This window comes from Streptomyces sp. NPDC058665 (assembly GCF_042714995.1).
Taxonomy (GTDB): domain Bacteria; phylum Actinomycetota; class Actinomycetes; order Streptomycetales; family Streptomycetaceae; genus Streptomyces.
This window is the reverse complement of record NZ_JBHXRX010000007.1, coordinates 50,416-76,578: the sequence shown is the minus strand read 5'-3', so window position 1 is coordinate 76,578 and position 26,163 is coordinate 50,416. Positions and strand designations below refer to the sequence as shown.

Annotated in this window: 27 protein-coding genes and 1 pseudogene; 15 read left to right on the top strand and 13 right to left on the bottom strand. The window is 70.4% G+C overall.

Annotated elements, in window-relative coordinates; all coding sequences use genetic code 11:
- Positions 1-5 precede the first annotated feature (5 nt).
- Positions 6-1,157 carry an iron uptake system protein EfeO gene (gene efeO, locus ACFWV8_RS06395; RefSeq protein ID WP_384198503.1) on the bottom strand — a complete coding sequence of 384 codons (1,152 nt, stop codon included), beginning with the start codon at positions 1,155-1,157 and terminating at the stop codon, positions 6-8.
- Between the two features lie 209 nt (positions 1,158-1,366).
- On the opposite strand from efeO, the gene ACFWV8_RS06390 reads away from it, so the two are divergent.
- Both ACFWV8_RS06390 and ACFWV8_RS06385 read left to right on the top strand, forming a co-directional pair.
- Entirely contained in the window at positions 1,367-1,786 is a 420-nt protein-coding gene (locus tag ACFWV8_RS06390) for a TOBE domain-containing protein (RefSeq protein WP_329391086.1), read from the top strand.
- Positions 1,787-1,919: 133 nt separating this feature from the next.
- A complete protein-coding gene (locus tag ACFWV8_RS06385; protein WP_384198501.1) occupies positions 1,920-2,396 on the top strand; it encodes a VOC family protein in 477 nt (158 codons plus the stop codon).
- Positions 2,397-2,457: 61 nt separating this feature from the next.
- On the opposite strand, the gene ACFWV8_RS06380 is transcribed toward ACFWV8_RS06385, so the two are convergent.
- Positions 2,458-3,165, bottom strand: coding sequence for an HAD family hydrolase (locus tag ACFWV8_RS06380; RefSeq protein ID WP_384198499.1), 708 nt, complete (start codon positions 3,163-3,165; stop codon positions 2,458-2,460).
- 91 nt (positions 3,166-3,256) lie between these two features.
- Here ACFWV8_RS06380 and ACFWV8_RS06375 point away from each other — a divergent pair, with 91 nt between their 5' ends.
- On the top strand, positions 3,257-3,550 hold the full coding sequence (locus ACFWV8_RS06375; RefSeq protein WP_384198497.1) for a putative quinol monooxygenase: 294 nt from the start codon (positions 3,257-3,259) through the stop codon (positions 3,548-3,550).
- On the opposite strand, the gene ACFWV8_RS06370 is transcribed toward ACFWV8_RS06375, so the two are convergent.
- Complete coding sequence (locus ACFWV8_RS06370; RefSeq protein ID WP_384198495.1) at positions 3,542-4,222, bottom strand: TetR/AcrR family transcriptional regulator; 681 nt, start codon at positions 4,220-4,222, stop codon at positions 3,542-3,544. The genes ACFWV8_RS06375 and ACFWV8_RS06370 overlap by 9 nt on opposite strands.
- A 119-nt stretch (positions 4,223-4,341) precedes the next feature.
- On the opposite strand from ACFWV8_RS06370, the gene ACFWV8_RS06365 reads away from it, so the two are divergent.
- Both ACFWV8_RS06365 and ACFWV8_RS06360 read left to right on the top strand, forming a co-directional pair.
- The gene (locus tag ACFWV8_RS06365; protein ID WP_384198494.1) at positions 4,342-5,274 is read left to right on the top strand and encodes an SDR family oxidoreductase; all 933 of its coding nucleotides are present in this window, start codon (positions 4,342-4,344) and stop codon (positions 5,272-5,274) included.
- Positions 5,275-5,457: 183 nt separating this feature from the next.
- Entirely contained in the window at positions 5,458-6,531 is a 1,074-nt protein-coding gene (locus ACFWV8_RS06360) for a lactonase family protein (RefSeq protein WP_384198492.1), read from the top strand.
- Positions 6,532-6,623: 92 nt separating this feature from the next.
- On the opposite strand, the gene ACFWV8_RS06355 is transcribed toward ACFWV8_RS06360, so the two are convergent.
- From ACFWV8_RS06355 to ACFWV8_RS06345, 3 genes are all read right to left on the bottom strand, one after another.
- Entirely contained in the window at positions 6,624-7,544 is a 921-nt protein-coding gene (locus ACFWV8_RS06355) for a sirohydrochlorin chelatase (protein ID WP_384198490.1), read from the bottom strand.
- A gap of 95 nt (positions 7,545-7,639) precedes the next feature.
- Positions 7,640-8,644 carry an N-acetylglucosamine kinase gene (locus tag ACFWV8_RS06350; RefSeq protein WP_384198489.1) on the bottom strand — a complete coding sequence of 335 codons (1,005 nt, stop codon included), beginning with the start codon at positions 8,642-8,644 and terminating at the stop codon, positions 7,640-7,642.
- Positions 8,641-8,898, bottom strand: coding sequence for a hypothetical protein (locus tag ACFWV8_RS06345; protein ID WP_384198487.1), 258 nt, complete (start codon positions 8,896-8,898; stop codon positions 8,641-8,643). Before ACFWV8_RS06345 ends, ACFWV8_RS06350 begins: the two co-directional genes overlap by 4 nt.
- 26 nt (positions 8,899-8,924) lie before the next feature.
- On the opposite strand from ACFWV8_RS06345, the gene ACFWV8_RS06340 reads away from it, so the two are divergent.
- The 5 genes from ACFWV8_RS06340 to ACFWV8_RS06320 all read left to right on the top strand — a co-directional run bounded on the left by ACFWV8_RS06340 (position 8,925) and on the right by ACFWV8_RS06320 (position 13,812).
- Entirely contained in the window at positions 8,925-9,602 is a 678-nt protein-coding gene (locus ACFWV8_RS06340) for a uracil-DNA glycosylase (RefSeq protein ID WP_384198485.1), read from the top strand.
- A 150-nt stretch (positions 9,603-9,752) separates the two neighbouring features.
- A complete protein-coding gene (locus tag ACFWV8_RS06335; RefSeq protein WP_384198484.1) occupies positions 9,753-10,658 on the top strand; it encodes an AraC family transcriptional regulator in 906 nt (301 codons plus the stop codon).
- Positions 10,659-10,786: 128 nt separating this feature from the next.
- Positions 10,787-11,482 (top strand): hemerythrin domain-containing protein, encoded by a 696-nt coding sequence (locus ACFWV8_RS06330; RefSeq protein ID WP_384198482.1) that lies wholly within the window; start codon positions 10,787-10,789, stop codon positions 11,480-11,482.
- Positions 11,482-12,354 carry an LLM class flavin-dependent oxidoreductase gene (locus tag ACFWV8_RS06325; protein WP_384198481.1) on the top strand — a complete coding sequence of 291 codons (873 nt, stop codon included), beginning with the start codon at positions 11,482-11,484 and terminating at the stop codon, positions 12,352-12,354. The genes ACFWV8_RS06330 and ACFWV8_RS06325 overlap by 1 nt, the downstream gene beginning before the upstream one ends.
- Before the next feature lie 45 nt (positions 12,355-12,399).
- Positions 12,400-13,812 carry an amidase gene (locus ACFWV8_RS06320; protein WP_384198479.1) on the top strand — a complete coding sequence of 471 codons (1,413 nt, stop codon included), beginning with the start codon at positions 12,400-12,402 and terminating at the stop codon, positions 13,810-13,812.
- A 28-nt stretch (positions 13,813-13,840) separates the two neighbouring features.
- Here ACFWV8_RS06320 and ACFWV8_RS06315 read toward each other — a convergent pair whose 3' ends face one another.
- The 4 genes from ACFWV8_RS06315 to ACFWV8_RS06300 all read right to left on the bottom strand — a co-directional run bounded on the left by ACFWV8_RS06315 (position 13,841) and on the right by ACFWV8_RS06300 (position 18,337).
- Positions 13,841-14,503 carry a hemerythrin domain-containing protein gene (locus ACFWV8_RS06315; RefSeq protein ID WP_384198477.1) on the bottom strand — a complete coding sequence of 221 codons (663 nt, stop codon included), beginning with the start codon at positions 14,501-14,503 and terminating at the stop codon, positions 13,841-13,843.
- Positions 14,504-14,637: 134 nt separating this feature from the next.
- Positions 14,638-15,726 (bottom strand): WD40/YVTN/BNR-like repeat-containing protein, encoded by a 1,089-nt coding sequence (locus ACFWV8_RS06310; RefSeq protein WP_384198475.1) that lies wholly within the window; start codon positions 15,724-15,726, stop codon positions 14,638-14,640.
- Between the two features lie 128 nt (positions 15,727-15,854).
- On the bottom strand, positions 15,855-16,769 hold the full coding sequence (locus ACFWV8_RS06305; protein WP_384198473.1) for an aldo/keto reductase: 915 nt from the start codon (positions 16,767-16,769) through the stop codon (positions 15,855-15,857).
- Positions 16,770-16,930: 161 nt separating this feature from the next.
- Positions 16,931-18,337 carry an FAD-dependent oxidoreductase gene (locus ACFWV8_RS06300; RefSeq protein ID WP_384198471.1) on the bottom strand — a complete coding sequence of 469 codons (1,407 nt, stop codon included), beginning with the start codon at positions 18,335-18,337 and terminating at the stop codon, positions 16,931-16,933.
- Positions 18,338-18,524: 187 nt separating this feature from the next.
- On the opposite strand from ACFWV8_RS06300, the gene ACFWV8_RS06295 reads away from it, so the two are divergent.
- Positions 18,525-19,247 (top strand): DUF6214 family protein, encoded by a 723-nt coding sequence (locus tag ACFWV8_RS06295; protein ID WP_384198469.1) that lies wholly within the window; start codon positions 18,525-18,527, stop codon positions 19,245-19,247.
- Positions 19,248-19,289: 42 nt separating this feature from the next.
- On the opposite strand, the gene ACFWV8_RS06290 is transcribed toward ACFWV8_RS06295, so the two are convergent.
- Complete coding sequence (locus tag ACFWV8_RS06290) at positions 19,290-19,967, bottom strand: DUF305 domain-containing protein (protein ID WP_384198467.1); 678 nt, start codon at positions 19,965-19,967, stop codon at positions 19,290-19,292.
- A 189-nt stretch (positions 19,968-20,156) separates the two neighbouring features.
- Here ACFWV8_RS06290 and ACFWV8_RS06285 point away from each other — a divergent pair, with 189 nt between their 5' ends.
- Positions 20,157-21,656 (top strand): LVIVD repeat-containing protein, encoded by a 1,500-nt coding sequence (locus ACFWV8_RS06285; RefSeq protein WP_384198466.1) that lies wholly within the window; start codon positions 20,157-20,159, stop codon positions 21,654-21,656.
- 67 nt (positions 21,657-21,723) lie between these two features.
- Here ACFWV8_RS06285 and ACFWV8_RS06280 read toward each other — a convergent pair.
- Positions 21,724-22,323: pseudogene (locus ACFWV8_RS06280) on the bottom strand (TetR/AcrR family transcriptional regulator); the annotation flags it as partial.
- Between the two features lie 282 nt (positions 22,324-22,605).
- Between ACFWV8_RS06280 and ACFWV8_RS06275 the strand changes: the two are divergent.
- From ACFWV8_RS06275 to ACFWV8_RS06265, 3 genes are all read left to right on the top strand, one after another.
- Positions 22,606-22,947, top strand: a complete 342-nt coding sequence (locus ACFWV8_RS06275) for an ArsR/SmtB family transcription factor (protein WP_384198464.1) — start codon at positions 22,606-22,608, stop codon at positions 22,945-22,947.
- Complete coding sequence (locus ACFWV8_RS06270) at positions 22,944-24,677, top strand: SulP family inorganic anion transporter (RefSeq protein WP_384198462.1); 1,734 nt, start codon at positions 22,944-22,946, stop codon at positions 24,675-24,677. Before ACFWV8_RS06275 ends, ACFWV8_RS06270 begins: the two co-directional genes overlap by 4 nt.
- A 127-nt stretch (positions 24,678-24,804) precedes the next feature.
- Positions 24,805-25,155, top strand: coding sequence for an ArsR/SmtB family transcription factor (locus ACFWV8_RS06265; protein ID WP_384198461.1), 351 nt, complete (start codon positions 24,805-24,807; stop codon positions 25,153-25,155).
- Between the two features lie 19 nt (positions 25,156-25,174).
- Here ACFWV8_RS06265 and ACFWV8_RS06260 read toward each other — a convergent pair whose 3' ends face one another.
- Positions 25,175-26,077, bottom strand: a complete 903-nt coding sequence (locus ACFWV8_RS06260; RefSeq protein WP_384198459.1) for a LysR substrate-binding domain-containing protein — start codon at positions 26,075-26,077, stop codon at positions 25,175-25,177.
- Between the last annotated feature and the right edge of the window lie 86 nt (positions 26,078-26,163).

Here is a 26,163-nt window from a genome sequence, read left to right as displayed (position 1 = left end):
CGCCACTACTTCACGACCGCGGCTGCGAGCTTCGACAGCGGCTCGGCCAGCGCGTTCACCGCGTCGGACAGCTCCTTGCGCTCCGGCTCGCCGACCTTGTCGTACGAGGTGAAGACGTAACTCGTCCTGTCCTCGCGGTACTTGTCGAGCAGTTTGTTCAACGCCGCGAACTGGGTGTCCAGTTCACCGGTCAGCTTCGCGTCGTTCTTCGAGGCGACCGGCTTCAGCAGCGCGTACGACTTCTCGGCGCCCTCGACGTTGGCCTTGAAGTCGACCAGGTCGGTGTGGCTGTACCGCTCCTCCTCGCCGGTGACCTTGCCCGCGGCGACCTCGTCGAGCAGTTCCTTGGCGCCGTTCGCCATGGACGTCGGGGTTATCTCCGCCGTACCGACCTTCTTCTGCCAGGCGGTCAGATCGGTGATCAGCAGATCCGCGAGTTCCTTGTCGCGCGGGGTGATCTTCTTGTCCTGCCACAGCGCCTTCTCCAGGCGGTGCCAGCCGGTCCAGTCCGTCTCGGGGTCCTGACCGTCTTCGAGGCCGTCCGCGCGGAGGTCGACCTTGGGGTCGATGTCGCCGAAGGACTCGGCCACCGGCTCGGTGCGCTCCCAGCCGATACGGGAGTCGGCGTACGCCTTCTTCGCGGCCTCGATGTCACCGGCCTTCACCGCGTCCGCGAAGACCTTCGCCTTCGGCAGGGTCTCCTCTGCCTGCTCCAGCGTGTACTGCCGGTACGCCGCGACCGCGGCGTCCAGCTTCGGGTCCCGCTTCGCGGTCCTGCCGCCGCCGGTGGCCTTGACCTGCTGGCGGATGCCCTTGCCCTTCATGCCCGGCTTGCAGGCGATCTCGTAGTCGCCTGCCTTGATCTCCGCGGTGATGTTCGCCTTGGTGCCCGCGCCGATGTTCTCGCGCTCGGTGACGATCCGGTCGTCGGGGAACAGGACATAGACCTCGGTGACCTTCGAGCCCTTGTTCTCCACGGCCAGTTGAAGGTGACCGGCCGGGAACTCCTTCTTCGACACCTCGCAGGAGGTGTCGGTCGCCGTGACCTTGACGGCCCCGTCCCCTTCGGCGTCGCTCTTCTCGGCGCACGCCGTGACGGTGGTGAGGGCGGCGACCGCCGCGAGGGCGGTGATCAGGGAGAGGCGGACGGGACGCATGCGGGCTCCAGCGGCTGAGGACGGTGTTTGCGGTGTTTCGTCATGGCCCCAGGGGGTGAGGCGAGCCTAAGTTAGCTCAGCCTTACTCGTCCGAAAACATGGCAAATTCCCAGATACCGGAGTCAATGGGTGGTTCGCCTTTGCTCATCCTTTTCAATGGCCTTACTTCTGTCCGCTCCACGCCCCACCAGCGAGAGGCCGAACCTCCCATGCAGCTGAGCATCCGCAACCAGCTCCCCGGCACCGTCACGGGTGTCATTCCCGGGGAGGTCATGGCCACGGTCAGGGTCCATCTGGCGGGTGGGGAGGACGTCACCGCCGCCATCACGCTGGAGGCCGTCCAGGAACTCGGCATCGCGGTGGGCACGGCGGTGCGTGTGCTGGCCAAGGCCACCGAGGTCTCCCTGGCCACCGGGCCGATCGACGGGCTGAGCATCCGCAACCGGCTGGCCGGCAAGATCACCGAGATCGTTCTCGGCACCAGCCTGGCGAACGTCAAGCTGACGGTGGGGGAGACCGAGCTGACCGCCGTGATCACCAGGGAAGCGGTGGAGGAGCTGGGGCTCACCCCCGGGACCGGCGTCACCGCGCTGGTCAAGTCGACGGAGATCTCCCTCGCGGCCGTCTGAGCGGTCCGGGGCGCCGAAGGCCTCGATCCGGGCTGCTTCTGCGATGAGTTCCGGCCGGTGCCACAGTCAGAAGAGGAGAAGGAAGCGCCCGAGCCGTAGAGGCGGCGAACGGCGACGACACCGGGAGACAGCGATGCCGAAGATCACCCCCAATCTCTGGTTCGACGGGCAGGCGAAGGACGCCGCCGAGTACTACATCGGGATCTTCCCGAACTCCAAGATCACAGGTATCACCCACTACGGCGAGGCCGGTCCCGGGCCGGCCGGCACCGTACTCACCGTCGATTTCGAGCTCGACGGCCACCGCTACACGGGGATCAACGGCGGCCCGCAGTTCACCTTCGACGAGGCCGTCTCGTTCCTGATCGAGTGCGCCGACCAGGAAGAGGTCGACTACTACTGGTACAAGCTCTCCGAGGGCGGCGAGGAAGGCCCCTGCGGCTGGCTGAAGGACAAGTTCGGCCTCTCCTGGCAGGTCGCGCCCGCCGGGATGGAGGAGGTTCTGAACGACCCGGACCAGGAACGCGGCCAGCGGGCGATGAAGGCGATGCTCGGCATGAAGAAGATCGACCTGGCCGCTCTGCGGGCCGCCGCCGACGGGACGGCCTGAAGCGGCTGACGCCCAAGTGATCGCGTAGCGCGTGCCGTCCGATTCACCCGGGCCGGCGGGGCTACCTCCGGCCCTGCTCCGTCCCGGTCAGCCAGGCGTACGCCGCCCGCGCCGTGAACTCGCTCCGGCCGCGCGCGAACAGCAACTCCGCCCCGCGGAACGCCGGATCACCGGCCGTGTCCGGCACATACGGGACGGCGACACACCGCATCCCGGCCGCGCGTGCCGCCGCCACGCCCGGGGCCGCGTCCTCCAGCACCACGCAGTCGGCCGGCTCCGCGCCCAGACGCCGCGCCGCCTCCAGGAAGACGTCGGGCTCGGGCTTGCCGTGCGGGACCTCCTCGGCGGAGACGTACAGGTCGAAGTACGGACCGAGCCCCGTGCCGTCGAGCACGGCCTCGATGGCGGTACGCGACGAGCCGGAGGCGACCGCCATGGGCACGCCCTGTGCGTGCAACTGCTCCACGAACTTCCGCATCTCGGGAAAGACCTCGGTCGACGCGCGTGCCAGCTCCACATAGAAGCGGTCCTTCACGGCCAGCAACTCGTCCACCGATGTGTCGAGCCCGTACTCCGCGCGCAGCGCCTGAAGCGTCTCGCGGGTGCTGATGCCGATGTACCGGGTGTGGTGCTCCCAGGTGAAGTCGGGTACACCGTGCTGTGCGAGCAGTCGACGGCCGGCCTCGTAGTAGTTCGGCTCGCTGTCCACGAGGGTGCCGTCGAGGTCGAAGACGACGCGGACAGAGGAGGGGGTGCGCGCGGTGCTCATGACCCCAGCATGCCAAGCCCGTACGCAGGGCGCCCCGCCTGGCCGGCTCCGCACGGCTCACGCATCACCCCGAAACACCACGGAGGCCACCATGCTGATCGTCGCCGGCAAGGGTTACGTCGATCCCGACGACCGTGAGGCGTTCCTCGCGGGCTTCGAGGCGGCGCAGCTGCGGGCGCGGGCCGAACCCGGCTGTCTGGACTACGTGGTGGCCGCCGACCCGGTCGAACCGGGCCGCGTCAACGTGTACGAGCGGTGGGAGTCGCAGGAACACCTGGCGGCCCATCTGGCCCGTACGGCGCGGGAGTCACAGCCGTCCCCCGTCGTGCTCAGCATGGAGATTACGCAGTACGAGATCGGCGCCTCTGGCCCGCTCTCAGCCTGACGCACGGGCCAGCAGCCCCGAGAGCCCGACCTCCAGGACCTCCCGCAGCGACGGCGCGAAGTCGATCCGCATGGCCGCGAGCGACGGATCGGCCTCGTAGGCGGCCAGCATCGCCGCCGACGGCTGGGTGTGGGTCCAGATCGCGCCGGCGGTCAGGACGCAGTAGGCGGCGAACCGCGGCGCGTCCTGCTCGCTCAGCTCCGGCACATGGGTGCGGACCAGAGCCGCCAGCTTGCCCACGTTCGCGATGGCGGTGCGCTTGAACTCGGCCGCGACGTCGGGCGAGACGTTGCGTTCGAGGACCGCCGCCTGCGAGCTGGTCAGGTCGCACAGGACCGGGCGGTCCGCCAGCGAGGCGGCGAGCACGGCGGCCACCTGGTCGCCCCGCTCGCGCAGCGGCGCGTGGGCGTCGACGTCCGAGGCGAGCGCCCCCTCCAGATACTCCGTCCACTCGCGCCACGCGACGTCGAGCAGGTCGAGGAGGACGGCCTCCCGGGACTCGAAGTAGCGCAGGACGTTGGACTTCGCCAGCCCGACCCGCCGGCTCAGCTCGTTGAGGCTCACCTGGGACACCGGCATCTCGGTGAGCATCGATGCCGCCGTGTCGAGGATCGCCCGGCGGCGCTGGGCGCGCTGCTCCTCGCTGCGTGCGCGCTGGAAGGTGTGTGCCATGGGCCAAGTCTACAGACCTCCGGTCTGTTGTTATCGGACCACCGGTCTGCTATCTTCGGAATTGAAGAGACCGGCGGTCTTATATGGATCGCCGCCCCACCGCACCTCAAGGAGTCGTCATGTACATCGTTCCTGATCAGACCGGTAAGTACGCCGTCGTCACCGGCGCCAACAGCGGCACCGGCAAGGAGGCGGTCCGCCGTCTCGCCGCCGCCGGCGCGCATGTCGTGATGGCCGTCCGTACGGTCGCCAAGGGTGAGAGCGCCCGTGACGAGATCCTCGCGCGCCATCCGCACGCCGAGCTCGACGTGCGCCGCGTCGACCTCGCGGACCTCGCCTCCGTGGAGGAGTTCGCCGACGGTCTCATCGCCGACGGCACCCCGCTCGACCTGCTGGTCAACAACGCCGGAGTGATGGCCCCGCCCTCGCGCATCGAGACGACCGACGGCTTCGAGCTCCAGATGGGCAGCAACTTCCTCGGCCCGTTCGCCCTGACCGTACGGCTCCTCCCGCTGCTGCTCGCCGCCGGATCCCCACGTGTGGCCACCATGAGCAGTGGTACGGCGAGCTTCGGCAGGATCGACTTCGCCGACCTCCAGTGGAAGAGCCGGAGGTACAGCTCGAACAGGTCGTACGCCCAGTCCAAGCTCGCCGACATGATCATGACCAGGGAGCTGGCCCGTATCGCGGCGGAGCGCGGCTGGAATCTGCTGAGCACCGGCGCGCACCCCGGCTATACCCTCACCAACCTCCAGACGGCGGGCGCGAGTCTCGGTACCGGCAAGAGGTCCCTCGGTACGACTCTGCTCACCAAGATGGACTTTCTGCCCTCGCAGGGGGTGGAGCCGGGCACCGAACCGCTGCTCTACGCCGCGACCAGCCCCGACGCCGTCGCGGCCGGCTACTACGGCCCCGGCGGGCGCTTCGGCCTCGTCGGTCCCGCCACCACCGCACGGATGACCCGCAGGGCGCTCGACGCGTCGGTCAACGCCCGTCTCTGGGCGGAGGCGGAGCGCCTGACCGGCGTCGCGCTCCCCGCGCACGCCGTCTGAGGGCCGATCTGCCTCTGATGCATCCAAAAGGGTGAACCGGCTACCGGAATGGGTAGTTCAGGCGGCAGCACCCGACGTCGGTGGCTGGTCTAGACCGCCTGCTACCGTCGGCCGGACACGTGAGCGGGGCACCGCGCACCACTCACGGACGCACAGAACGATCGAGCGACAAGGGGACGGACAGTGGGCGACAGGCGCGACGGCAGGAGCGAAGGACGGGCCTACATCGGGTCGTTCACCTCGGCGGGCGGTCGCGGCATCATCGCCGCCACCGTGGACGCCGACACCGGCTCGCTGACGGAGATCGGCGCGACCGACGAACTGGCCGACCCCTCCTATCTGACCCTCGCGGCCGACGGCTCCATGCTCTACGCCGTTTCCGAAGGAGAAGAAGGAGCGGCGGCGGCCTTCGACGTCGTCCCGCGCGCGTCGGGCGGCGCGTCGGCGCCGCGCCTGCTGGGCGAACCGGTGCCGGTCTGCGGATCGGGCCCCACCCATCTCACCCTCACCGCCGGGCACCTGGTGACCGCCAACTACGGCTCCGGCAGCGTCACCACGCTGCCCGTCCGCCCCGACGGCAGCCTCGGTGCCGCTGCCGGAATCCTCCAGCACGAAGGCACCGGACCACGTTCCGACCGGCAGGAGGGGCCGCACGCCCACCAGGTGCTGCCCGACCCGAGCGGCCAGTGGCTGCTCGCCGTCGACCTGGGCACCGACTCCGTACGGATCAGCTCCGTCGACCCGGGCAGCGGCGACATCAACCCGCACGGCGAGACCGTGCTGCGCCCCGGCACCGGACCGCGCCATCTCGTCTTCCACCCGGCGGGCACGCACGCGTACATACTCAACGAGCTGGAGACGACCCTCACGGTCTGCCGCTGGGACGCGGACAAAGGCACCCTGGAGCCGGCCGGCGAGGCGCCCGTCCTCCCCGACGGTGTCGAAGTGGCGAGCCACGCCTCCGAGATCGTCGTCTCACGCGACGGCAGGCACCTGTGGGCAGCGGTGCGCGGGCACGACTCCATCGCCGTTCTGACGCTCGACGAGACGCGTGAGAAGGCCGTTCTGGTCACGACCGTGGACTGCGGGGGGCACTGGCCGCGCGATCTCGCGCTGGACCCGGCGGGCCGCAGGCTCTACGTGTCGAACGAGCACTCCGGCGACGTGACCTGGTTCGACATCGACCCGGTGACCGGTGTGCCGTCCCGTGCGGGCTCGTTCGAGGCGCCCGCGGCCTCCTGTGTGATCTTCGGCTGACACCGCCGCCGGGCGGCGCCGGTGCCCGGCGCCGGACGGGCTGAGAGATCAGGCCGTCCGGCGGCCACCGGGCGGAAGCGGAGTCGCGGAGTTCAGGACGCCGGGGAGTTCTGCGTCTGCGCCGAGATGCCCAGCGCGCTCGTGTACTGCGAGAGCACCAGCTTGCCGACGGCCGGATACGCGCCGAGCGGCTCGGAAGAGGCGCAGTCGGCCTCCTTGAGCGCGATGTCGAGCAGCCCCTCGGGCAGCTCGGGTCCGATCAGGTACGGGGCGAGCGCCAGCTGTGTGGAGCCGGACTCGCGCAGCTGCTCGGCGATGGCGGCGACCGCGCCGTCGTCGTCGAGCGCCGCCGCCATCACCGGCACGGCGAGGCGCGCGGCCAGCAGCATCCCGGTGATCCCGGCCGCCTGGACAGCCTCCTCGCCGCCCACCGTGGCGAGGATGATGCCGTCGGCGGCCGTCGCCACCGTGAAGAGCCTCGCGCGGTCGGCACGGGCGAGCCCGGCCTCCGACAGACGCACGTGCAGCGCCTCGGCGAGCAGCGGGTGCGGACCGAGGACCTCGGTCATCTCCGCCACGGCCTTGCTGTCCACCACGGCCTGGCGTATCCGCCTGACCAGGGAGTTGTCGGGACCCGCGAGCAGCGGCACGACAACGGCCGAGATGCCCTCGGGCTCGGTGACCTCACGGCCGGCGGCCTTCGCCTGCTCGTAGCGCTCGACACGCTGCTCGGAGGTGTGCGCCAGGACGGTGCCCAGCGCGGGGTACTCGTCGTCGTCGCCGTCCAGATAGCCGATCCGGGCGTCCAGGCCCGGCAGCTCGGAACGGGCGATGCTGACGACCTCCTCGCCGAGGTTCCGCACCTCGGCACTGGGGATGCCGGGCATGGCCAGCACAAGCGTGGGCGCGCCCTCGGGCGCCGCCACGGGTTCGGGTCGACGGTGCCGCCCCGACTGTCGAGGTCGAGGCATTCGTACAGGCAGGCCGGGTGCCGGCCCAGTGGGGGAGCTCATGGCGCCGAATGCTACTGGTTTTGTGGGGTCGGCTGTTCGGGGAGGGTCCGGTCGTGCGCCATCTGTCCGTATTTTTTCGCTATGATGCTTAACCCTTATTCGTCCCGCTCTGTCGGGACGGACAACATCCGCCCGTCGCGCGGCAGTCGGAGCGAACCGGTCGCGAGGGCCGCCGCGATCCGCAGGGCCCCCGCCAGCGGGTCTCCCTCCGCCGGCACCGGCCTCGCGTACGGCAGCCGGTCGGCCAACTCCGCCCGCAGCGGTACGAGCAGTGGGTCACCCATCTTGAACAGCCCACCCGTCAGGGCCACTTCGCACCCCTCCGCCGGCGGACACGCGGCGACGGCCGCGTCGGCGATGTGCCGCGCGGCCTCGGCGATGATCCCCGCGGCCACCGGGTCGTCGGCCGCGCAGCGGGCCACCTCGGGGGCGAACGAGGCGAGCACGGCGGGCCGGTCGGTACGCGGATAGACCCGCCCCGGCATCTCCGGCGCGGGGCCGAACACGGCTTCCGTCCGGGACAGCAGTGCGGCCGAACCGCCGCGCCGCCCGTCGTACGCGCGCATCGCCGCCTCCAGCCCCGCCCGGCCGATCCAGGCACCGCCGCCGCAGTCGCCGAGGAGATGCCCCCAGCCGTCCGCGCGCCGCCAGCCCGTCAGATCGGTGCCGAGCGCGATCATGCCCGTTCCGGCGGCGACGACGGCGCCCTGACGCTGGCCGAGTGCCCCCGCGTACGCGGTGACGGCGTCGGCGGCGAGGGCCAACCGCCGTGCTCCCAGGGCGTTTTCCAGCGCCGCGGGCAGGTCGGCGCGCAGTCCGTCACCGAGCGATGCCATGCCCGCGGCGCCGATCGCGACGGCCACGGGGGCCGCCGCGTCCTCGCGCGCGAGCAGTGTCCGCGCGGTGGGCAGCAACCGCTCCAGCAAATGGTCCGGATCGATCCCGGAAGGCCCGGTGCGGACCGGCTCGGCGGACGTGGCGCTCCCCACCGTCCTGACCGCCGCGCCGCCGTCCGCCGACGCGGCCGCGGCCTCGTCCACCAACCCGAGGGCGATCCGCAGCCCGGACCCGCCCGAGTCGACACCGAGCACCCAGCTCATGGCGTCAGATCCCCGTTGGACGGCAGGGGCGCCGCGATGTCCGCGTGCGTCTCCCGGAAGGCGTTGTCCGTGTGTTCGGAACGAAGGGCTGAGCGGGCGTGATGACGGTGGGTCAGTGCATCGTTCACTGGACGCAACGAACTCCCCTCCTTCCTGCCGATCAGCTGCGAGATCCGCTCGAACGGCTTGACGATCTCGACGTCGAGGAAGACTAGCGCCTTGGCGGGGTGGCCCCGTTCGAGGGACTGCTCCACTTCTTAACCCAGTAGAGTGATCGGCCGTGGCACCACGACCCTTGCACGAGCTTGTTGAGCCCGGATGGGCGACAGCTCTCGAACCAGTAGCTGAACGCGTCGGCGCCATGGGGGACTTCCTCCGGGCCGAGATCGCAGCCGGCCGGACGTATCTGCCCGCCGGCGCGAACGTGCTCCGCGCGTTTCAGCAGCCCTTCGACGATGTCCGAGTCCTGATCGTCGGACAGGACCCGTACCCCACACCGGGGATGGCCGTCGGACTCAGCTTCTCCGTAGCCCCAGACGTGCGTAACCTCCCGGGCAGCCTGGAGAACATCTTCCTGGAGATGCATCGCGACATCGGTACGCCAAGACCCTCCAACGGTGACCTGACTCCCTGGACACGGCAGGGCGTGCTGTTGCTCAACAGGGCGCTCACGACGGCCCCGCGCAAGCCCGCCGCGCACCGGGGCAAGGGCTGGGAAGAGGTTACGGAGCAGGCGATCCGGGCGTTGGTGGGGCGCGGCAAACCGCTGGTGTCGATCCTGTGGGGGCGTGACGCGCGCAATCTGCGGCCGCTGCTGGGGGATCTTCCGGCGATTGAATCCGCGCATCCGTCTCCGATGTCGGCGGACCGGGGCTTCTTCGGCTCGCGGCCGTTCAGCCGGGCCAACGACCTTCTCGCCGGGCAGGGCGCCCAGCCGGTGGAGTGGCAACTGCCGTAGGGCACAGGAACCGGGCCATCGGGAGGCATGTTGACCTAGGATGGTTGAATGGTGAACATGTATGCCGTCCTGGCTGCTGTCACGGCGGCATGACCACAGTCCATCGACTCATGGCTGTCGACGGACAGCTGGTTTCGGAGGAATTCGGAAATGCTCGTTGACTCCTTGACGATCGATTCCGTGCCGCAGGACGAGGTCACGGTGTCGAGTTACAGATCCGCCGATCTCGGTCCTGTCCAGATCGGCGAGGTGATATTTCAGGACGAGCTGCGGCTTGAGTGCGAAGATATCGGCACCGGATTTTATGTTCAGCTGCCGATTCAAGGGCGATTCGAGTCGCGGCACCGCGGTGTGCGCACGCTGGTCAGCCGCGCGTCGTCGGTCGTGTACCAGCCGGGTGGCGGGCCGTTCTCCGGCCGCTGGCCGGCGGGCTACCGAGCGTTGTGCGTCCGCATTGACGCGCCGGCGCTGGAGACCGCTCTGGCCAGGCTCATCGGCGACCGCGTGTCCAGCCGGGCCCGCTTCGGCCCGGTCATGGACACCGCCGACGGCTACGGCCGTGGCTGGGCGGACCTGCTCTACTCGGTCAACCGACAGCTCGCGGGCGCTCCGGACAACCTGCTGACACAGCCGCTGGTCGCGGCCCCGCTGGCGGAGAGCGTGATCAACGGCTTCCTGCTCGCGGCGGCCCACCCGCACACCGAGGCGCTCACCGCGTCGGTGGCGCCGGCGCGGCCGACAGCGGTCCGCACCGCCATCGACGTCATCGAGGCGGACGCACGGACCCCACTGACGCTGTCGGTTCTCGCCGAGCACTGCGGCGTGAGCGCGCGCACCCTGCAGAAGGCGTTCCAGCAGCATCTGGGCATGTCGCCGATGGAGTACCTGCGCGATGTCCGCCTGCGCCGGGCGCACGAAGAACTCCGCGCCGCCGACCCGTATGTCGATTCGGTCGCCTCGATCGCCCGCGGTTGGGGCTTCTCGCACCCGGGCCGATTCGCCGCCGCGCACGAGGCGAAATATGGAATAAAGCCGCTGAGTACGCTTCGTGGATAACCGGATTCGCATCCCGGACCTTTTCTTTTCGCGGTGCGGCGCGGTGGCTAGGGTTATGCCTGAAGAAGGCGTGCCGATGAAGCCGTCGTGCTGAAGAAGCCGTACAGAAAAGCTCAGGAAAGCGACCCATGATCAACGAACCCCTGGCTGACGTCCGCGACATGTATATGGCGCACACCATGTTCCGGCGCGAGATCGGACTCGCCCCGGCGCTTGTCCGCGGTGTGCCGGGCGGCGACGTCACGCGTGCCGCGACCGTGGCCGACCACTTCCAGGTCGTCGACAACAGCCTGCACCACCACCACGTCGCCGAGGATGAACACGTGTGGCCACGGCTGGCCGAGCGCGCGGGTGCGGAGGCCGAACCGGTGGTGCGGGTGATGGAAGAGCAGCACACGGCCATCGGCGCGCTGCTGGACGAGGTCCGTGCCGGGCTCGCACGGTGGCGGGGCACCGCCGACGCGGCACAGGGCGAGGCCCTCGCCGACGTGATGACCCGACTGCACGAGCACCTCGTCGAACACCTCGCCGTCGAGGAGGACCTCGCGCTTCCCCTGATCGAGAAGCACATCACCGCGGCCGAGTGGGGCCGGATGATCGCCGACAGCGCCGGCGACGTCGTGCCGGAGCGGATTCCGCTGATCTTCGGGATGATGGCGTACGAGGCCGATCCCGGCACGGTGCGGGACATCGTCACCCAGATGCCGCCCGAGATCAGCGCCGTGATCGGGGAGCTGGCTCCGAAGTCCTACGCGGCACACGCGCAGCAGGTGTACGGCACCGCCACCCCGGCGCGGATCGGCGCTCGCGGAGCGGTGGCGTGATGACCGAGGTGAGATTCGGCGCGCTGCTGGAGCCGTCGGCCGACCGCCCGCAGGATGTGGTCGGCTGGGCGGAGCTCATGGAGCAACTCGGTTACGACGTCGTCTCGTTGTCCGACCACCCGTACTGGCCCGAGCGTCTGGACACCGTCGCGCTGCTGTCGGCCATGGTGGCCAGGACGCGGCGGATCACGGTGATGCCGAACCTGCTCAATCTGCCGCTTCGGCCGCCCGCCACGATCGCCCGTACCGCCGCCACCCTGGACATCCTCAGCGGCGGCCGGTTCGAGCTGGGGCTCGGCAGCGGGGCGCAGCGGATGTGGGAGTCCATCGTCGCGGAGGGCGGTCCCCCGCGCACCGCCGGGCAGTCCATCGAGGCGCTGGAGGAGGCCACGCACATCATCCGTGCGCTGTGGACGGCCGAGACGGACGTCGAGTTCCGGGGCACGCACTACCAGCTCGGCGGCGTTCGGCCCGGCCCCGCGCCGGTGCACCAGGTCGGTATCTGGTTCGGCGCCTACCGGCCCCGCATGCTCCATGTCGTAGGCGCCATCGGCGACGGGTGGATCCCCAGCTCGCCCTTCTTTCCCCCGGAGGCGCTGCCCGACGCCAACCGGATCATCGACGAGGCCGCGGAGGCCGCCGGCCGGTCACCGCGGAGTATCCGTCGCGGCTACAACATCGAGGGCGAGTTCGGTACCGGCTCCGGCTTCCTCCAGGGACCGCCCGCTGTCTGGGCCCGGCAACTGGCCGAGTTCGTCCTGGCCGGACAGATCGATACGTTCTTCCTGTACCGGGTCGGCTCACCCGACTTCCTGCGCCGCTTCGCCGCTGAAGTCGCGCCCGCCGTCCGTGAACTCGTCACGAGCGGCTGACCGTCGCCCCCGCATCACCACCGCACGATCTACGAGGAGCTACGCATGACCCCGGCGGACCTGTGTTTCTCCAGCGTGCGCGATCAGTTGACGGCGCTGCGAGAAGGACGGGTGACATCTGCCGCGCTCGTGGACGCCTATCTGGCGCGAATCGATCGTCTCGACGGCACGCTGAACGCGTTCCGGCTGGTGTTCGCCGACGCGGCGCGGCGCGCTGCCGGGGAGGCCGACGCGCGGCGTGCCGCCGGCGAGGACGCCCCTCTGCTGGGCGTACCGATCGCGGTGAAGGAGGAGACGGACCTGGCCGGGCTGCCGACGACGAACGGCACCGACGGTGTCACCACCGTCGCCGGCAAGGACGCCGAGATCGTCTCGCGGCTGCGGCGGGCCGGGGCGATCATCCTGGGCCGGACGCGGGCGCCCGAACTATGCCTGTGGCCGTTCACCCAGACCTACTTCGCCGGACCCACGCGCAACCCGTGGTCACTGGAGCACTCGCCCGGCGGATCCAGTGGCGGTGCCGCGGCTGCGGTCGCGGGCGGCCTCGTCTCCGCGGCCCTCGGCAGCGACGGCGGCGGTTCCCTCCGGATGCCCGCGTCCGCGACCGGGCTGTTCGGTCTGAAGCCACAACGCGGACGGGTGTCGCCGGCACCGTACGACGAGGTCTGGACGGGGTTGTCGGTCGCCGGTCCACTGACCAGGACCGTGTCGGATTCCGCGCTCCTGCTGGACGTGCTGCACGGCCCGGCGCCGGGTGACCGGCACATCGCGCGGCCGCCGGACCGCACCTTCGCCGAGGCCGCCGCGAGCGGGCCGGGCCGGCTCCGGGTCGGGCTGTCGCTGCGCCCCTGGCCGGTCGGGGGCCGCCTCGATCCGCGCGTCGAGGACGCGGTCCGCGGTATGGCCGACGCCATCGCCGAGTTGGGACACGAGGTCGTGCGCGTCGAGCCGCCGCTGACCGACCGCACCGGGATGCTCAGTTACGGGCCGCGCTACCTGCACTCGATCGCCTCGTCCGCGGCGGTTCTCGACGAGCCGCGGCGACTGTCCTCGTCGACCCGCAGGCTGGCCGCCCTCGGCCGGCTCCACCCGCCTGCCGTGATCGCGGCGGCCCGGCGGTACAGCGACCGGGTGGCCGCGCGGGCGAACCGCGTATTCGACACGGTGGACGTGCTGCTGACCCCGGTGACCCCGCGCCCCCCGCTTCGGGTCGGCGAACTGTACGAGCGCGGCTGGCTGACCACCCTGCTGGGGGCGCAGCGCTACACCGCGTTCGTGACACTGTGGAACCTGGCGGGCAACCCGGCGGCCGTGGTACCGGCCGCCCGCACCCACGACGGCCTCCCGCTCGGCGCACAACTGGTCGGCCGGCCCCACGACGAGTCGACCCTCCTCGCCCTGTCGGCCCAACTTGAGGCGGAGCACCCCTGGTCCCGACCGCGCCCGCAGCTGGACTGACCGCGTGCGTGGACCGTTGTGAGGCTGATCAACCCGTGCTGCGACGCGGGGTGGCGGTGCCGTGCACACGCCGCGAATGGGCTCGGAACGCCTCTCCGGCCGCCTGCTCGATGACAGGCCGCACCTCCGGCGGCATGTTGGCCACCGCCCGCGCGACGATCCCGGGATCGCCTTCGTACATCATCATGCCGAACATGAGAGGAAGCAGCTCCTGAGGCGTGTCCTTGCCGCCCTCCTGAACACTCCGGTCCCACTCGTCGAGCGTGATGTACCTGTCGATCAGCGGAAGGACGCGCCGCTCCTCGTCGCCCAGGTGCTCGTACAGCGGGGGAAGCAGCTCTTCGAAGGTGCCCGCCAGCGCGTCGCGCGGACCCACGGCCGCGCTGTGACGCCACTCGTCCAGAAGCGCGGTCGCCTCTGTGTAGAGCCGGGCAACGCCCGCGTGTTGCTCCTCCATCGAGCGGACCACCGGTGCGATCTCCTCGGGGCCGCGCTCCAGCAGGACCGGCCAGAGGTACGCGTCCTCAGCGGCATGATGGTGATGGAGCACCGAAGCCACCAGCTCGGCGTGCCCGGCGACGACTCCCACCCGCTCCCGATCACCGGCCCCGACCTCGCGCACCAGGGCCGGAAGCAGCGAGAACTCCCGCCGGAGCATGGTGTGCACCATGTACATCTCGCGCGTGCTCACGCTCGGTTCCTCATCGGCCGTCACGTGCTTCACCGTGATCCCTTGGCGCACCACCGCGCAATAAGGTGCAATTGACCCGAAACGCCTTCTGGGTCACCTTAGATCAGCACGTGCCGCGGACCATGATCAACGAATCAGCCAAGGACCGCCGCCCGGACACACAGCACGTCGGGAAGGTGCGAGGCGAGTTGCTGCCAGGTGTCGCCGTCGTCCGCGCTCGCGTAGACCTCGCCGTTGCGGTTGCCGAAGTAGACACCGGCCGGGTCCGCGTCGTCCGTGCACAGCGCGTCGCGCAGCACCGTCCCGAAGTGGTCGCCGTCCGGCAGCCCCGTGGTCAGGGCCTCCCACGTCTCGCCCGCGTCGCTCGTACGGTAGATCCGGCAGCGCCGGCCGGCGGGGACCCGGTCGGAGTCGGCCTGGATCGGGAACACGTACGCCACGTCGCCCCGGTGCGGATGGGCCGCGACGGCGAAGCCGAAGTCGGACGGCAGACCGGAGCCGATGTCCTTCCAGTTGGCGCCCGCGTCGTCGCTGCGGAACACGCCCCAGTGGTTCTGGAGGTAGAGCCGGTCCGGATCGACCGCGTCCCGGGCGATCTTGTGGACGCACTGGCCGAACTCCGGGTCGGGATCGGGCAGGAAGACCGCCGACACGCCCTTGTTGGAGGGCGCCCAGCTCGCGCCGCCGTCCTGTGAGCGGAACACGCCCGCGGTCGACACCGCGACCGTCACCGCGTCCGCGTCCCTGGGGTCGGTCACGACCGTGTGCACCGCCTCGCCGCCACCGCCCGGCACCCACTGCGAACGCGTCGGGTGCTCCCAGAGCGTCCGGACCAGCTCGAAGGTCTCGCCCCTGTCGTCGGAACGGAACAGCGCGGCAGGCTCGGAGCCCGCGTACACGACGTCCGGCGCGGCGGGGCCCGCCGGATGCAACTGCCAGACCCGCTCCAGCGACGCGCCGGTGTCCTTGGGGAACTTCACGGCCGGTTCGCTCGGCTCGCTCCAGCTCGCGCCGAGATCGTCGGAGTGGAACACGGACGGTCCCCAGTGCGCGCTGTCCCCGCCGACCAGCAGGCGCGGTACGGCGTGCCGGGTGTCGATCCCGATCGAGTAGACCGCCTGTGCGTTGAAGTGCGGTCCGTCGAACTCCCACCGCCCGCCGCGCCTGCGGCCGATGAAGAGTCCCTTGCGTGTGCCCACGGTGAGCAGTACGTCGTTGGTCATGGCGGATACCTCCGAAGACGCCGTTGTCCCAGACTCCGGACAGTCTGCACCCACCCACTGACAACGCACCTCCGGAGGACGCCGGCCCCCCGGGCCGAAGGCCAGGAGGCCGGCGCGCGGCCTTCGGCTCAGCCGTCGGCCCGGCCGACCGTCCCCAGACGTGCCATTTCCTCGTCCGAGAGCCGGAGCGCGCCCGCCGCCACGTTCTCCGCGAGGTGCTTGGGGTCGCCCGTCCCGGGGATGGCCAGTACGTGCGGGCCCTGGGCCAGCGTCCACGCCAGCCGTATCTGCGCGGGCGATGCGCCGTGCGCCCGCGCGACGGCGAGCACCGCTTCGTCGTCCGTCGCGCCGGCGCCCGACTCGCGCCCGCCGCCCGCGATGGCGAAGAACGGTACGTAGGCGATCTCCAGGTCACCGCACTCCCGCAGGAGCTTCTGATCCGCGCCCGGCGCGTCCACGCTGTAGGAGTTCTGCACACAGACCACCGGTGCGATGACCCTGGCTTCGGCCAGTTGCTCGGAGGTCACGTTCGACACGCCGAGATGACGGACGAGCCCGGCGTCCCGCAGCTCGGTCAGCGCGCCGAAGTGCTCGGCCACCGAGCGGGTCGCCCAGCTCTGCGGCAGACGCAGATTCACCACGTCCAGGTGATCACGGCCGAGCTGGCGCAGGTTCTCCTCGACCTGACCGCGCAACTGCCCCGGCTCGGCCCACCACCACTCGCCCGAGGGGTTCCGGCCCGGCCAGACCTTGCTGGTGATGACCAGATCGTCGGGGTACGGCGCGAGCGCGGTGTTGATCAGCTCGTTGGCGGAGCGCGTCGCGGAGAAGTAGAACGCGGCGGTGTCGATGTGGTTCACGCCGAGCTCGACGGCCTGCCTCAGTACGGCTGTCGATCTCTCGCGGTCGCTCCGCCCGCCGCCGCGACCGAAGGGAACGCCGCCGGTCAGGCGCATGGCGCCGAACCCGACGCGGTTGACGGTCAGGTCGCCGAGCCGCCAGGTACCTGCGGCCGTCGCGGGGCGGTCACGCGTGTCGGACATGGATCTCCTCTGTAAGTAGGTAGGAAGGAAGAGCGGGCAGGCTGTCCGGGCACGACCCGGATCCGGGCACGAAAAAAGCCTCCCCGGCGGATCGGAATCCGCGCAGACAAGAGGCTTGATCGACAACGCATCCTAGCAGTCCGCTCCCGTCGGCGGCGCGGCTACGTACCCGACGGCCCCCGCTCCCCGCGCGCCGCCGCCAGCAGACCCTCCCAGTCCGGGATCTTCACCGACCGCCGCCCCAGCTCCGCGCCCAGCGCCGCCTCCGCGTCCTCGATCGCCAGCCAGCCCGGCCATTCCACCGGGTGGTGCCCCGCCGCGCGGAGCGCGTCGAGCGGGTCCCCGTCGATCCGGCGTGCGCCCAGCGCGGGCGCGTCAGCGAGGAGCGAGGAGACCGTCTCCTTCGCGCACGACCGATTGGTGCCGATCACCCCCGTCGGCCCGCGCTTGATCCACCCCGCCACGTACTCGCCGGGCGACGCCGCCCCATCCCTCAGCACCCGGCCCGCACGGTGCGGCACCGTGCCCGTCGCCTCGTCGAAGGGCAGCCCGGCGATCGGCACCCCCCGGTAGCCGACCGCACGCAGGACGAGCCCCGCCTCGATGTCCTCGTACGCCCCCGTGCCCCGCACCCCGCCCTGCCCGTCGGGAGCGGTGCGCTCGAACCGTACGGCCGTCACCCGTCCGTCGTCGGTCCCGAGCAGCTCCACCGGGCGCAGGAAGAACCGCAGGTGGATCCGGCGCGCCCGGCTCTGGTCGGGCGCGCCGGCCCAGCCGCGTACAACGTCCACGTTGCGCCGGTTGACGGCCGCCGGCGGCCGCGCGGCGGGCGTGGGCGGCCCGGACCCGGTGCGGTCCGCCGGGGCCGGGGCGTACGCCGGATCGAGCGCCAGGTCGGCGGGCTCCACGCGCACCTCGGCCGAGGGCAGCGCGCCCAGTTCACGCAGTTCCTTCGTGGTGAACTTCGCCTGCGACGGACCCCGCCGACCCACCATGTGCACGTCTCTGACCGCGCTCCCGGCCAGCGCGCCGAGCGCCGGGTGCGGTACGTCCGTCGGCCGGAAGTCCTCCGCCCCACGGGCCAGGACGCGCGCCACGTCGACGGCGACATTGCCCACGCCGATCACCACGACCGACCGCGTACCGAGCCCGAAGCCGCCCGGTACGGCGTCGGGGTGCGCGCTGTACCAGGACACGAAGTCCGTCGCCGAGTGGCTGCCGGCCAGCTCCTCGCCGGGGATGCCGAGCCGCCGGTCGCGGGCGGCGCCGACGCAGTAGACGACCGCGTGGTAGAGCCTGAGGAGTTGTTCGGGTGTGAGGCCCTCCGCGCCGATCTCGACGTTGCCCAGGAAGCGGACGCGTTCGTGCTCCAGCACCGAACGCAGCGTGTTCTGGAGCGACTTGATCTTCTCGTGGTCGGGCGCGACGCCGTAGCGCACCAGCCCGTACGGGGCGGGGAGCCGGTCCAGGACATCCACCAGGACGCCGGGCACCGACGACTGCTGGACGAGGGCCTGGGCGGTGTAGACCCCGCTGGGGCCCGATCCGACGACGGCGACGCGCGGCACGGCGCACTCCTTCCGGCAGGAGACCTCCAGCATCGCACCGGCGCGCGGGGCTGAGGAGTACGCGGACCCGTCGCGTCGGGGGCGTCGCGCCCGGTGGGGGTAGGCCAGTGCGCTGACCGAGTGCGATGCGCGCCGAGGGCGGGTGTGCCACGGGGGAGGGGAAGAATTGCCTGATTAAGTGGTGAATGTGTCAGAACCTGAGATGACTTCCGCCGCCGAGCCCGCGACACCTGCCTGGCCCCGGTGGGAGGTGCAGGGGTACGGCACGGTCACCTGCGACACCCCGCCGGGCCGCCGGTGCGAGCTTCCGAGACACGAACTGGTACCGCCCTGGGTCGACATCCGGCTGACGTTCGCCGACGGGGCGCGCGTCGACGTACTCGCCGTCCTGCGGGACGGCGTCGTCGCCGTCGAGGACGCGCAGGCCGATCCGCCGCTGCCGCTGGACGACCTGACGGAGCTGCGCGCCTGGATCGAGGCACCCGTCGAGTACGCCTGCCGCGTGGTGGCGGGACAGCATCATGTGGAGGCAGGCCCGGTCGCGGGCGACGCGGCGGCAGCGGCGCCGAGACCGGCGGTGAGGCCCGCGGCCGGCACCGCGGAACCGGCGGTGGCCGTGACGGCGGAGGGCGAGGGCTACGAGTACGAGGGCGGCCCGTCGGGCGCCGACGCGGAGCTTCTGGAGGACGAGCCCGCGCCCGGCGGCCGGCACCGCGCCGACGACTCCGTGTCGTCCGACCGCGCGGACCGGCGCGGTGTCGCGGAGACGTACCGCAGGGCACAGCAGTTGGGCCAGGACCCGGTCCTCGCGGTGATGTGCGCGACGGGGTACGGGCGCCGCAAGTCGCTCAGCGTCATCGCGAGCGCCCGCGACGACGGCTATCTGACGCCGCGTCACCGCCGCCGCTGACCCGACCCGGCACGGGACGCCGTAGAGGGCCCCGGACGTGCGTCACAGCGAGCGCATCCGGTTGATCTCGGACGTCTGCTGCGCGATCACATCGCTTGCCATCTCTTCGAGTTGGACGTTGTTGCCCCCGGAGAGGGCCTCGGTCGCCATCGTGACCGCACCCTGGTGGTGCGTGACCATCAGGCTGATGAAGAGGTCGTCGAACGCCTTCCCCTTCGCCGCCCGCAGCTTGGCCAGTTGGGCGTCGGTGGCCATGCCCGGCATGTCCGTCGCGCCGTGGTCGTGGCCGCCTTCCTTCTTCGCCTTCTCCTCGCCGCCGTTGAGCTTCAGCCAGCCCTCCATGGCGCCGATCTCCGGTTTCTGCGACGCGGAGATGCGCTCGGCGAGCCGCTTGACCTGACCGGATCCGGCGCGGTCCGGGGCGAGTTCGGTCATCACCAGCGCCTGGCTGTGGTGCTGGATCATCATCGTCGCGTAGCCGAAGTCCGACGCGTTGGGTGTGTTGTCCGGGATCTCCTTCGCCGCCTCCTCGGGGGAGAGTGTCCTGGACTTCTCACCCGGCTTGCCCGGGGCGACCACCTGCCCCGTGGCGTCGCTCTTGGTCTCGCTCTTCTTGCCGTCGTCGCCCGAGTCACAGGCTCCCAGGGCGAGTAGAGCGGCCATGGCCACCGCTGCCACGACAGGCCGGAGGACACGCGGTCTCCTGGTCCGGATCAACACGGTGACCTCCTGTGGTACTTGACGTGTATCGGGCACGTTGTCAGGGACTTTCCTAACACGCTTCCGGACGCGAGTGATCAAAAACTTTCATTACATCTAGGTTGCCATCTGTTGAGATGTACATGTGAAGGACGATACTGCCGACGTCCGTAAGCCGTTCAACTGGGAACGGATACAAGGGAGGACGCAGTGACTTCGTTGCACACCACCCGCGTGCGGCGCAGACGTCTGGGCGTGGCGGCAGCCGCTGCCGCCGGGCTCTTCGCCACGCTGCTGGCCGCCGGACCGGCGGTCGCGACACCCGACCCCGGTGACAAGCCGGCCAAGGAAGAGACTTCCAAGAGCCAGCAGGCCGAGGCCAGGAAGGCCATAGAGAACAACGACATACCCGGCGTGGACGAGATCATCCACAGTGACAACATGTCACACGTCGCCAACGTCCCCAAGGAGCACCTGAAGGGGACCAACTCGGACATCGCGTTCCAGGGGAAGTACGCCTTCTCCGGGAACTACGACGGCTTCCGGATCTTCGACATCAGCAAGCCGTCGAAGCCCAAGACGGTCGCACAGGTCCTGTGCCCCGGTGGTCAGAACGACATATCCGTCTCGGGAGACCTGCTCTTCCTGTCGACGGACGCCTCGCGCAGTGACAACTCCTGCTCCAGCGTCTCCCAGCCGGCGACGGAGAAGTCCTCCTGGGAGGGCATGAAGATCTTCGACATCAGCGACAAGCGCAACCCCGAGTACGTCGCTGCCATCGAGACCGCGTGCGGCTCGCACACGCACACGCTCGTGCCCGAGCGCAAGAACGTGTACGTGTACGTCTCCTCGTACTCGCCCAGCACCACGTTCCCGGACTGCCAGCCGCCGCACGACGGGATCAGCATCATCAAGGTGCCCCGCAAGGCGCCCGAGGAGTCGAAGATCGTCGACTTCCCGGTGCTCTTCCCGGACGGCGGCAACCCCGGCGCGCCCACCAACCCGGGCGTCTCGGCCACCACCGGCTGCCACGACATCACGGTGCTGCCCTCCAAGGACCTCGCCGCCGGCGCGTGCATGGGTGACGGCATCCTGTTCGACATCGAGGACCCGGAGGCGCCGAGGATCATCGACCGCGTCCAGGACAACGTCAACTTCGCCTTCTGGCACTCCGCGACGTTCAACCAGGGCGCCAACAAGGTCGTCTTCACCGACGAGCTCGGCGGCGGCGGCGCGGCCACCTGCAACGAGGAGATCGGTCCGAAGCGCGGCGCGGACGGCATCTACGACATCGCCGGCAAGGGCGACAAGCGGAAGCTGGTCTTCAAGAGCTACTTCAAGATCGACCGTCCGCAGGCGGACGCCGAGGTGTGCGTGGCGCACAACGGCTCGCTGATCCCGGTCAAGGGCAAGGACATCATGGTCCAGGCCTGGTACCAGGGCGGCATCTCGGTCTGGGACTTCACCAACTCGTCGAAGCCGAAGGAGATCGGCTACTTCGAGCGCGGCCCGGTCACCCTCGACCAGGTCACCACGGCCGGCCCCTGGTCGGCGTACTACTACAACGGCTACATCTACTCGAACGACATCGCCAAGGGTCTGGACGTCATCAAGCTCGACGACCGCCGGACGGACGAGGCGAAGAAGGTGCGGATGGACGAGCTCAACGTCCAGACGCAGCCTGACTACTTCGAGGACTTCCGCCGCTGACCGGAGCGGTCGGCCGCTGACGCGGTCGGCCGGACCGGCAGGGTGACAGTCAGACGTTCCGCCGGGCGGGCTCCCCGCCCGGCGGGGCGTGGTAGTCCGGATCAAGACCGAACCGCTGGAACAACTCGTCCCGCAGGCTGACCAGCGGCATACCCGCCCCCGGCAGCAGAATCGCGAACACGGCGCCCATCATCAGCGCACGCAGCAACGGATAGTCGCGGTCCACGTCGTCCGACCCGTAACGCACCATCGTCTCGCGCAACAGCTCGGCGAGGCGCTGCTGTTCGGAGCACTGGACGAAGCCCTCGGCCTGGAGTATGCCCGCCATATGGGCCCGCATCAGGACCGGATGGTCGACCGTGAGACCGAGGACGGAGTCGATGGCACGCGCCAGCAGCTCATGGCCGTCGTCCGTACGGGGCTCGCGCTCCAGGGCCGCCTGGAGCGTCCGGTGCATCAGCCGGTGCACGGCCGACTGGAACATCTGGCGCTTGCCGGGGAAGTAGTACGAGACCAGTCCGCGTGCCGCACCGGCCCGGTCGGCGATGTCGGCCAGGGTCGTCCCGTCGAATCCGCGCTCCTCGACAAGATCCACGGTGGCCTGCAGAAGCCGCTCGCGGGAACGCCGACGAAGTTCTTCATTGACCGATGCGCTTCGCGGGGACATGCTGGACTCCTGCGTTGACTGGCTCCTAGCCAGTATACTCAGCACGCCCCCGCCGCCCGATCCGTCGGGCCTGGTCGGCGTGGGACGAGGCTGTCTGTCTTGGGCGACGCGGGGGATCGTCCAAGACGGACAGCGAAGCGCCCGGTGTGAGGCGCACACTCCCGTCGTCGTGAAAGCAGTCAAGGCCGCTCTCTGATGCCGAATTGCAAAATTTCGCAATTCAATAGATGCTTTGTTGCTGTGTTGGCTGCATTCGCGATCGGTAGGGGAAGTCGAGGGGCCGTGTCCGTTCCGCTGTATCAGGCCAAGGCAGAGTTCTTCCGGATGCTGGGGCATCCGGTGCGGATACAGGTGCTGGAGCTGCTGCAGGACGGGCCCGCGCCGGTGCGTGAGCTGCTGGCCGCGGTCGAGGTGGAGCCCTCCAGCCTGTCCCAGCAGCTCGCGGTACTGCGGCGGTCGGGCATCGTCACCTCCCGGCGCGAGGGCTCGACGGTCGTCTACGCGCTCGCCGGCGGTGACGTCGCCGAGCTGATGCGCGCCGCGCGGCGGATCCTGACCGAGATGATCGCGGGACAGCACGAGTTGCTGGCGGAGCTGCGGGAAACCGAGGTCACCGCGCGATGAGGATGCCGCTCGGCCGGGTCGGAGCCCGGCTCGTCGCGCTGCTGCCCGGCCGGACCGATCTGGCGGAGACGCGCCGCGACCCGCGCCGGGACCTGCTGGCAGGGCTCACGGTCGCGATCGTGGCACTGCCGCTCGCGCTCGGCTTCGGCGTCTCCTCCGGCCTCGGCGCCGAGGCGGGGCTGGCGACCGCGGTCGTCGCGGGGGCGCTCGCCGCCGTGTTCGGCGGCTCCAATCTCCAGGTGTCCGGTCCGACCGGCGCGATGACGGTGGTGCTGGCACCGATCGTCGCCGCGCACGGCCCGTCCGGGGTGCTGACCGTCGGGCTGATGGCGGGATGCATGCTCGTCGCGCTGGCGGTGCTGAGGGCCGGGAAGTACATGCGGTACGTGCCCGCGCCGGTCGTCGAGGGCTTCACCCTCGGCATCGCGTGCGTCATCGGACTCCAGCAGGTCCCGAACGCCCTGGGCGTGCCCCAGCCGGAGGGCGACCGGGTGCTCGTCGTCACCTGGCGCGCCCTGCGGGAGTTCGCCGGGAACCCGAACTGGACCAGCGTCGCCTTCGCCCTGGCGGTCGCCGCCGTCATGCTGCTCGGCGCCCGCCTGCGGCCCACGATCCCCTTCTCCATCCTCGCGGTGATCGCGGCCACCGTCGTCGCCCAGGCCGCCGGACTCGACGCGGCCAGGCCGATCGGCGACCTTCCTTCCGGGCTGCCAGCCCCCTCCCTCTCCTTCCTGGACCCCGGCGCTCTCGGCTCCCTGCTCGCCCCGGCGGTGGCGGTCGCCGCACTGGCGGCTCTGGAATCGCTGCTGTCGGCATCGGTGGCCGACGGCATGACGGTGGGTCAGAAGCACGACCCCGACCGGGAGTTGTTCGGCCAGGGGCTCGCCAACATGGCCGCTCCCCTCTTCGGGGGCGTACCGGCGACCGGCGCGATCGCGCGGACCGCGGTCAACGTCCGTACGGGCGCCAGTTCCCGGCTCGCCTCGCTCACCCACGCCGCGATCCTGGCGGTGATCGTCTTCGCGGCGGCGCCCCTGGTCTCCCGGATTCCGCTCGCCGCGCTGGCCGGTGTGCTGCTGGCCACCGCCATCCGCATGGTCGAGGTCGGCTCGCTGCGGGCGATGGCCGGGGCCACCCGTTCCGACGCCCTGATCCTGGTGGTGACGGCCGCTGCCACGCTCGCACTCGACCTCGTGTACGCGGTGCTCATCGGTCTGGTGGTCGCGGGAGCCCTGGCGCTGCGCGCGGTGGCCATGCAGGCCCGCCTGGACCAGGTACCCCTCGACCGCGGCGACCACAGCGCCGAGGAACACGCGCTGCTGGCCGAGCACATCGTGGCGTACCGGATCGACGGGCCGCTGTTCTTCGCCGCCGCGCACCGGTTCCTGCTGGAGCTGGCCGAGGTCGCCGATGTCCGCGTGGTCATTCTGCGTATGTCGAGAGTGACGACCATCGACGCCACCGGCGCCCTCGTCCTCAAGGACGTGGTGGACAAGCTCAACCGGCGTGGTGTGGTGGTGATGACCTCCGGGATACGTGCCGGCCAGCGCCAAGTCCTGGATTCTGTGGGCGCGTTGGAGCTCCTGCGGACGGAGGGGGGCGAGTACGCCAGCACGCCCGAGGCGATCCGGGGCGCGCGGGACCACCTGGAGGGCGCCGGTGTGATGCCGCCCCTCCCCGCCCGTAAGTCCCGGCCGGCCGGCGAGGAAACCGGGGAAAGGGTCGGATGAGCACTGCCGGGTGACGCCTGCGTACGAGTTGCTAATCTCGGCAATTGTTGAGGTTCTCACCGTGGATGCGGTGCGCCGAGGGCCAGCCGGTGGGGCCGTACCGCTGTATCGGGGAGGTAGCGCCACGATGAGTACGCCGCTGTACCAGATGAAGGCCGAGTTCTTCAAAACGCTCGGTCACCCCGCGCGCATCCGCGTACTTGAGCTGCTGAGCGAGCGCGAGCACGCGGTCGCGGAGATGCTGCCCGAGGTGGGGATCGAGCCGGCGCATCTGTCGCAGCAGCTCGCGGTGTTGCGCCGGGCGAACCTGGTGGTGACCCGCAAGGAGGGCTCCACCGTGTACTACTCGCTGACCAGCCCGCATATCGCCGAGTTGCTCCGGGTCGCGCGGACCATCCTCCAGGGGGTGCTCGCGGGGCAGGCCGAGTTGCTCGCCGACCTCCAGGCGGGGCAGGCGCAGGCCAGGCCGCCGCTGTAGCGACGGCTGTACGCGGCTGTCAGGAGAGCCCCCGGCCGGCCAGGTCGATCACCAGGTCGCGGACCGCGTGCAGGGCCGGGTTGTCGTCGTTCGCGCGCCAGGCGACGACGAGTTCGACCGGCTCGCCCTCGATTCCTGTCACCGGGCGCAGCACAACGCCGTCCAGCCCGAGCGCCTCGGCCGCCCGGGGTACCAGCGCGAGCCCCAGCCCTGCTCGTACCAGCGCCAGGATCGTGTGCACCTGGCTGAGGTGGTGGACGTACCGGGGTGCGATCCCGGCACCGCGGAAGACGCCGACCAGCACCTCGTAGAAGTATCTGGCCTCGGCGGGTGAGTACATGACGAACGGCTCGCCGTCGAGGTCGCGCACGTGCGGCACCCGGTCCGGCGCGGCCAGTGGGTGCCCGGCGGGGATCGCGGCCAGCAGGCCCTCCCGATGCAGCGGGCGGTGATCGAGCCCGGTCCCGGGGACGGGCGGACGGACCAGGCCCAGGTCCAGCTGCCCGGAGCGCAGCTCCTCCATCTGTGTGCCGGAGACTCGTTCGCGCAGCACCAGATCCACGCCAGGCAGCTGGGCGTGGATGCCGCCGACGATGGCGTCGAGCACCGAGTGCGCCGACGATGCCGTGAAACCCAGGGCCACTGTCCCGATTTCGCCTGACGGCACCCTGCGTACTGACAGGGCCGCGTGCTCGGACAGCCCGAGGATGCGCCGGGCGTCGCCCAGGAACGCCCGGCCCGCCGCGGTGAGCCGGACGGAGCGGCCGATCCGGTCGAACAACTCGACGTCCAGCTCGCGTTCCAGCAGTTGGATCCGCCGGGACAGCGGGGGCTGGGTCATCGACAGCCGCTCCGCCGCGCGGCCGTAGTGCAGTGTCTCGGCGACAGCGACAAAGCTTTCAAGCTGACTCAGGGTAAACATCGATCCAGTATAGGTATCAGTCGATCCCCAAGAAGTGTTGGACGTGCATCGTTTTGGTTCCTATGGTTCATCCCAGTCGATGTCTC